Below are 6,745 nucleotides of genomic sequence, written 5' to 3'. Positions count from 1 at the left end.
CGCCGTCCTGTTCGACAAGACCGGAACCCTCACCAAGGGTGAACCCGTCGTCACCGCCATCGCCCCCACCGGCGGTCACGACGCCGACACGGTGCTCGCGATCGCCGCCGCGGCCGAAGCCGACAGCGAGCACCCACTCGCCAAAGCCATCGTCCGTGCCGCGCAACACCGTGGCCTCCAGATCGAGAACGTCACCGGATTCACCTCCTCCCCGGCGGTCGGCGTGACCGCCACCCTGGACGGTCACGAGATCCGTGTCGGCGGTCCCCGCCTGCTCGAAGAGCTCGGCGCATCGGAAGTCGATGAAGCGGCATCCTGGCGCGCAGACGGCGCAATCATCCTGCACGTCGTCCAAGACGGCGCCGTGATCGGCGGACTCGAACTCGCCGACGAAATCCGTCCGGAATCCCGCGAGGCCGTCGACGCGCTCCACAAGCTCGGCGTCGAGGTCCTAATGATCACGGGCGACGCCGAGGCCGTTGCCCACGCGGTCAGCACCGAACTGGGCATCGACCGCGTCTTCGCCGGGGTGCGCCCGGAAGACAAGGCCGCCAAGATCGGTGCGCTCCAGGCCGAGGGGAAGAAAGTCGCCATGATCGGCGACGGCGTCAACGACGCCCCCGCCCTCGCAACCGCCGACGTCGGCATCGCGATCGGTGCCGGCACGGACGTCGCGATCGCCTCAGCCGGCGTGATCCTCGCCAGCTCCGACCCGCGCTCCGTGCTGTCCGTGATCGAACTGTCCCGCGCCAGCTACCGCAAGATGAAGCAGAACCTCTGGTGGGCCGCAGGCTACAACCTGATCTCTGTACCGCTCGCCGCCGGCATCCTCGCACCCATCGGATTCGTGCTGCCGATGGCCGTCGGCGCGATCCTGATGTCCCTGTCCACCCTCGTCGTCGCCCTCAACGCCCAACTCCTGCGCCGGCTGGACCTCGACCCCGGGGTAAGCACGCGCGCGATCCTAACGAGATAGCTCAGAAGCGCACCCGGTACGCGGGATCCTCATCCGGGCGATGCGCGCGGACGGGGCCTCAGCGCGCGGTGGATTCGAGCTACGTCCGCGATCAGTGCCAACTTGGCCTTCACGCGCCCCTCCTATCCAACCTCGGGTTGTGGGATGAGCGTGGCCAATTCCTCAGAAGCGGACTTCATTCGGACTCGAATAAGTCCGGCAGATCGCGAGTGTGCTCGAGCACCATGCCCGGGGGCAGGGTCGCCACGATCTTGCGCGCCTTTATGCGCTGGCGTGGTGCCTTCCTGCGGCTCTCCTCGAGACCGGACTGGAACTCTTCAGGGCCGTAGAGATCAGTCTCGATTCCCGGCAGAAAGAAGTGAGGAAAGCTCTCGTAGTACTCGTCGTAGTCGTCGGGGGTCTCGTCGTCCGACGACAGCGGCGAGTCGGGTTCCTCGATTGGTGGTTCGGTCGTCGGTGAGGTCTCGCCGCTCGAATCTTCGCGCGCGAGCCAAGGTGAGAGCAGTGCGATCAACACGTTCGTGTATCCCTCTAGGTACGCGGCGTCACCGAAGTTTCCCCGCGCGGTTGCTCGCTCCGCCGCGGAAGCGTACTTGCGCGCCAGCCATTGCACCCTGTGAGCGTCTGAGTACTCGCCTGAACCCCGCCGCTGGAGAATCCGAAAACACAGGTCCAAGACGGCGTCGCTGTAGAACCAGGTGTAGATGACCGCCGGGTACTTGTGTGGATCGATGTCCTTCGCGATCTCGTCGGCGCGTTCTGCTCGTTTCTGGATTCTCTCGATGAGGTCGTATACGTCGTCCGGCAAGATGCAGTCGCTCTGGAGAGATCGCTTCAGTTCCCGAACGAAATGCACTCCACTCGTGCGGATGTGGGCGAGGCCGAGGGCGTTTGCTTCTGGCACGTCGAATGGGCTTACTACGAACGCCCGAGGTGTGAACTTGCCCATGTCGGCTCGCAGCGTGTCGAACAGACGGCGGAAGTTCCAGTCGGTGAGGGAATAGCCGACGAAGACTACCGTCTTGGAGGCGAGAATATTCCGCACGTGCGAGCCGAGGACATTGGCGCCGAGTTTGACGAGGGACTCCGCGTAGTCGTCTTCGGTGGCAACCAGTGTTGCGAGATTCGTGATGCTCCCGTGGAGCTTGTAGACCCGCCGCTCGTATAGATCGTGATAGGCGATGTCTTCCCCGATCACGAAGGGTGTTGCTAGGCACTCTTCTTCGAAGTAGGTATCCCAATTTGTCGTGATGATGTCGCGGATCTGTGGCAGGGTCGCGAGTTCGGCATGGAACTGGCGTGAGGCGCGTCGGGCGGTAGGAAAGGAATCCGCGTAGGCGAATCGGGATCGAATCTCCTTGACCAAGGTCGCTCGATCGAACTTGTCCTGGAAAGCCTGCATAACCTCCGGAAAAGAATCGGCGTCAGTTTCCGCCAGAGCGCGAGCGCGCTGATAGAGAGTCTCAGACAGCACGGTGGGCACCTCGGTGCTGATTCCCGCCCCCGCGAAGATCACTAGCTTGTCGCGCCGATAAGCTCGAACTAACTCGTCCGGCATCACGAATTCCAGGTCGAGCGCGCACCATTTGCAGCTCGCGGTATGCACGTGGTCGGACATAGCGTCATGCTAACGGAGCGGTCTTCGAGGGCGACTCGCATCCAGAGATCGCGGCCACTGCGGATCTTTAGTGCCAGGCGATCCTTTCCGGTCCGTCTGTTCGCTGGGCGGCGTTGCCGTGCCGTAAACGGTCAACAAAAGGGAGCGCGGCCTGCGGCCTTGAGCCCCGAATCGACGACGTCGTGCAACGCTCAGACGAGGTCCGGCCATGTACTTGGTGAACACACCTAGGAGGACGCCATGGACACATCGATCGATGACCTGCTGCGGGCAAGCGCCCCGAACTCTGCATCAACGGATGGGGTGATCGCAGGTGAAGTTGCTCGGGTTAGCGTCGCGGCTCGCGCTCACGCGTCGCGCCGGCAGCGCATCCGGCGGTTGTCGTGGGTCGCGGTTCCCGTGCTCGCTTTTCCAGCTTTCACGCTCGCATCTACTGCCGGTACTGACCCGCGAATGGTGCCGGACTTCGAGATTCCCGTCTCGTATGTCACGGATACAGGTAAAGAGATTTCCTGCACGCTCGAGTTCTTCAACGGCGAGCTCAACTACGTCGAGACCAACACCAAAGCCGTCGACTTCATCGCGGCCCAGGACTGGGAAGGCGTTGGTCAGAAGATCTATGAAAGAGCGTTGGAGCGCGAGGCGGCCGGACTTTCCTCATCATGGTTCGCAGCTGAGGACGATGTGATCTTGGCGGGTGCTGGCGACGACCTTTTCAACGACGGTGGTCTCGGCCGCGACAGCGACTGCACCGGACAGCTGCACTGATCATGGCGGCTGAACACGTCTCGACCAACGATGAGAGAGTCGGGCAGTTGGTGAAGGACCACGCTGGCTCGATTCTGGACTACTTCATCAGGCGGGTACCTGATCGAGAGGATGCTGCCGACCTGCTGGGGGAGACGCTCGTCGTGGTGTGGCGGAAGGTGCGCTCGATCCCCGCCGATCCGGGTGAGGCCAGGATGTGGATGTTTGGCGTCGCGCGCCGCGTCCTCTCCCAAGGCTGGCGATCTAGTGCCCGCAGGCGCGCGCTTACCGACAAGCTCGCGCGACACCTCAGCGAGAGGGTGCCGACCGCTGACCAGGATCACGTCGCCGACGTGCGCGCAGCAATCGCCAAGTTGCAGGCGGTCGATCAGGAGATCATTCGCTTGGTCTATTGGGATGGCTTCACGCTGACGGAAGTCGCGCAGCTTCTTGGGATGAACGCTGCGACGATCCGAAGTCGTCACGCGAGAGCAAAGGCCCTGCTTCACACGATGATGCTCACTGCGCGCGTTTGAGCATGCTCGCGCGAGTTCGCGCCCGCCGAAAACGATCGTTTACGGCACGGCCGGCGCCGACGTGGATCAGCACTCAACACGCCGGGCGATGGAACCGCCGAAACCCCCCCGCCGTAACGGCCACTGGCCGAAGCCCTCATAGGACGTTTTCGGTGGGTCGAACGTGAGTTCGGGAAGGGCTGCTATATATGACCGCAAGGGGATCGCCCCGCCGATCACGGGAGTTGCGACTTTCGGTGGATGCCACGACGGCGCTGCTATCCATAGCGTTGCCAACGCATAGCAAATACTCAGAGCAGTGACCGCTGATCGTACATGAATGGATGGAACATCGTGAATCAACGTCTCAGCAGTATCGCCGTCATCGGGGTGGTGTCCGCCACATTATTGGTGGGAAGCCCCGCCAGTGCAGACGAGGTGACGGACCCTTCGCCTGCTGCCGCTGTCGCAGAAGTCGCCCCTGACTTTGTCGCGGATGCCGTGCAGCTGGAATCGATGGGTGGTGTGATCAGCGCGGCACTAGATGAGGGCTCTGTGGTCGTTCCAGAGAGTTCCACGGACCCGCTGAAGATCGAGGCTGCAGATGGGACCGCGGTCCAGATCTCACTGCCGCCGGGTGAGATATCTGCTGACGCGGTCATTTCACCTGACGGTGCCGCCAGCTACGATCACGGCGACGGCAGCGCCTCCGTGGTTCTCGTGAACCCGGACTCAAGCGTGCGTATCGCGAGTGTGCTGGACGGTGAAGATTCTCCCACCGAGATCGACTACAACTACGACGGTCTCCGACTTGTTCAATTCGACGACGGTGGCGTTGTCGGATACGACGAAACGGGGCCCTCGCGGTCACCGTAGCGATCCCCTGGGCCCTTGACGCGAACGGTGTCTCCGTGGACACCTGGTACACCGTCGATGGCTCAACTTTGACTCAGCATGTCGCCCACCGGGTTGCTGGGGTTGCCTATCCAGTGGTCGCAGACCCCGTCAACTACGGCGGGAACTTCATGTACACACAGATCCTGCATGAGTCAGTGCCGCAGGGAATCACGATCGCTGTATACCCTGCGGCGATCAACTTCTCGCACTATACAAACGACACCATCTTCGCGAACTACGCGGCTATCGTTCCCTCTAACTATGAGCAACAGAAGTATCGCGATCAGCTGATCTGCCACGTCTGGAGCGTGGGGCGTGTGAAGATGCCGTGGAACCTCGACTCGTGGCGACCTAACGTGGGGTACAACGCGACAGTTCTTGCTCTGTGCAACCCGTAGGAAGGAGCCGGCACATGCGTTCCACTCACACGTCCCGTACCGCGCTATGGGGAATCCTCCTCCTTGCCTCGATCGGGATCGCTGCGGCGGGAGCCGTCAGCCTGTTCAATGCGGGGATGATTGCCGACGCGACCGGCAAAGCCGCCGAGGTTCCGATCGCCGGAGTAGTGGCGCTTCTGGCTGGTGGAGTGACTGCGCTCGTCTGCTTCATTCGCTTCGCGACAGCACTCGCCCAACGCCGTTGAGAGCACAATCCGTAACTTCTATGAAGTGAACAAGTGCGTGAGGATCCCCGAATAGTCGGGGGTCCTCACGTTGTTTCTCCTCTAGCGACTGAGTGCGGGCCACGTGTTCGTTGGAGGATCCCTATCAGCGCGATGCACGCAAGTGGGACGTTCGCGTGCGCTCGCTGGATGCTCGGTCGTCAACGGCCCACCCAGATCGAAACCGCATGGGCGGGCCTAGATCAATTGGCGCGCGGGCGGTCATCCAGATCGAATACCTCGATGGCGTGGTCCTCGCTGAGCTGCAACCTGCTGCCGACTGCTTTGCCCCGCCACCTCAGGTGGAGGTCCCAACGCGCCGACATCTCCGAGAAGTCTACGTCGTCGCCGTCGACATCATGAATAATGAGGACCCGCGCATCGACATCAGCCGTCGCCTCAGCGTAAAGCTCGTATACGTCCCTGCCGTACTGCTTTCTAACTTCAACGGACTGATCCACAAGGTTGACGCTTCCTACGACATGCACCGTGGCGTGGTCGACGCCAGGCGGGCTCCAGCGCGAGATGTCCGAATCCTGGAGGCGAGCGATAATCGCATCGACTATGTGCGTTTTCTCAACACTTGTATCTGCCAGTGAGAATTCGCCGTCGTCGAACTCGCCAGGGAAGTCAAGCTGCTCTATTCGTCGCACGACGCGCAGCGCTGCTCCGAAGTCCTGGCGGAGCTCGCCAGCGAGCACGTCAGTGCTCTTAGTGAAGATGCCGTCGTCCGAAACCAGAACGAGATTGTCAAACGGAGGCTCGTCGAGTTGCTCCAGCGCGCTCAGCCAAAGCAACGTGTCGCGATACCCTCCGCCGTCCTCATCGAAGGGGGGCGTGCGTCCAATCGCTCGTTCGGTCAATTCGGTATGTGAGTGTGAAGGGACGTCGGCGATCTCGATGCCCAACTCGGCGAGTCGATCATTGAGGATCGTTTCGTACTCGTCGATTTCCTGCTCGTAGACTGTCTGAAGTCCCTCGGCAGCATCTTTCGCGCGACCGGACGATCGCCGCAAGATGCGCTTGAGTTCCAGCATTTTGGTCTCGTGCGCGCGATGAAATGCGCCCACCGCTTCCAGCCGCGCGGTCTCCGGTAGGACCAGTCTCAACCGATCGGCTCGTATGGCGTCTCGGGCGGCGTCCCACTTGTCGCCACGTAGTAGGGGGTTTTTGACGACGATGTTGGCGTCCACGACAACGAGCACTGGTGATCCCCTTCGCATTCATCCGCACTAGCTGCGACTACGCGGTCTCTGTTTAGCCGGGGCTTCGGGTAGCGCGGATGCGGCGACTGGGTAGCGCGGGCGCGGCGACTGGGTAGCGGTCCGCGC

General features: G+C 62.0%; 8 protein-coding genes. 6 read left to right on the top strand and 2 right to left on the bottom strand.

All coding sequences use genetic code 11. The features are described from left to right. On the top strand, positions 1-976 hold a 976-nt coding region (locus tag ACPYN4_RS15355), incomplete at its 5' end, for an HAD-IC family P-type ATPase (protein WP_424446857.1). A 175-nt stretch (positions 977-1,151) separates the two neighbouring features. Here the strand turns inward: ACPYN4_RS15355 and ACPYN4_RS15350 are convergent. Then, positions 1,152-2,594, bottom strand: coding sequence for an SIR2 family protein (locus ACPYN4_RS15350; RefSeq protein ID WP_424446856.1), 1,443 nt, complete (start codon positions 2,592-2,594; stop codon positions 1,152-1,154). Between the two features lie 240 nt (positions 2,595-2,834). On the opposite strand from ACPYN4_RS15350, the gene ACPYN4_RS15345 reads away from it, so the two are divergent. From ACPYN4_RS15345 to ACPYN4_RS15325, 5 genes are all read left to right on the top strand, one after another. Then, positions 2,835-3,362 carry a hypothetical protein gene (locus ACPYN4_RS15345; RefSeq protein WP_424446855.1) on the top strand — a complete coding sequence of 176 codons (528 nt, stop codon included), beginning with the start codon at positions 2,835-2,837 and terminating at the stop codon, positions 3,360-3,362. Between the two features lie 2 nt (positions 3,363-3,364). Beyond that, the gene (locus ACPYN4_RS15340) at positions 3,365-3,877 is read left to right on the top strand and encodes an RNA polymerase sigma factor (RefSeq protein WP_424446854.1); all 513 of its coding nucleotides are present in this window, start codon (positions 3,365-3,367) and stop codon (positions 3,875-3,877) included. 315 nt (positions 3,878-4,192) lie between these two features. Then, a complete protein-coding gene (locus ACPYN4_RS15335) occupies positions 4,193-4,732 on the top strand; it encodes a hypothetical protein (protein ID WP_424446853.1) in 540 nt (179 codons plus the stop codon). Positions 4,733-4,767: 35 nt separating this feature from the next. Next, positions 4,768-5,151, top strand: a complete 384-nt coding sequence (locus ACPYN4_RS15330) for a DUF2599 domain-containing protein (protein ID WP_424446852.1) — start codon at positions 4,768-4,770, stop codon at positions 5,149-5,151. 14 nt (positions 5,152-5,165) lie between these two features. Next, entirely contained in the window at positions 5,166-5,396 is a 231-nt protein-coding gene (locus ACPYN4_RS15325; RefSeq protein ID WP_424446851.1) for a hypothetical protein, read from the top strand. Between the two features lie 221 nt (positions 5,397-5,617). Here the strand turns inward: ACPYN4_RS15325 and ACPYN4_RS15320 are convergent, their stop codons facing one another. Beyond that, positions 5,618-6,619, bottom strand: a complete 1,002-nt coding sequence (locus tag ACPYN4_RS15320; protein ID WP_424446850.1) for a PIN domain-containing protein — start codon at positions 6,617-6,619, stop codon at positions 5,618-5,620. Positions 6,620-6,745 lie beyond the last annotated feature (126 nt).

Source organism: Microbacterium sp. CH-015 (assembly GCF_049707015.1).
Lineage (GTDB): Bacteria > Actinomycetota > Actinomycetes > Actinomycetales > Microbacteriaceae > Microbacterium > Microbacterium aurum.
This window is presented reverse-complemented; position numbering and strand designations above follow the sequence as displayed.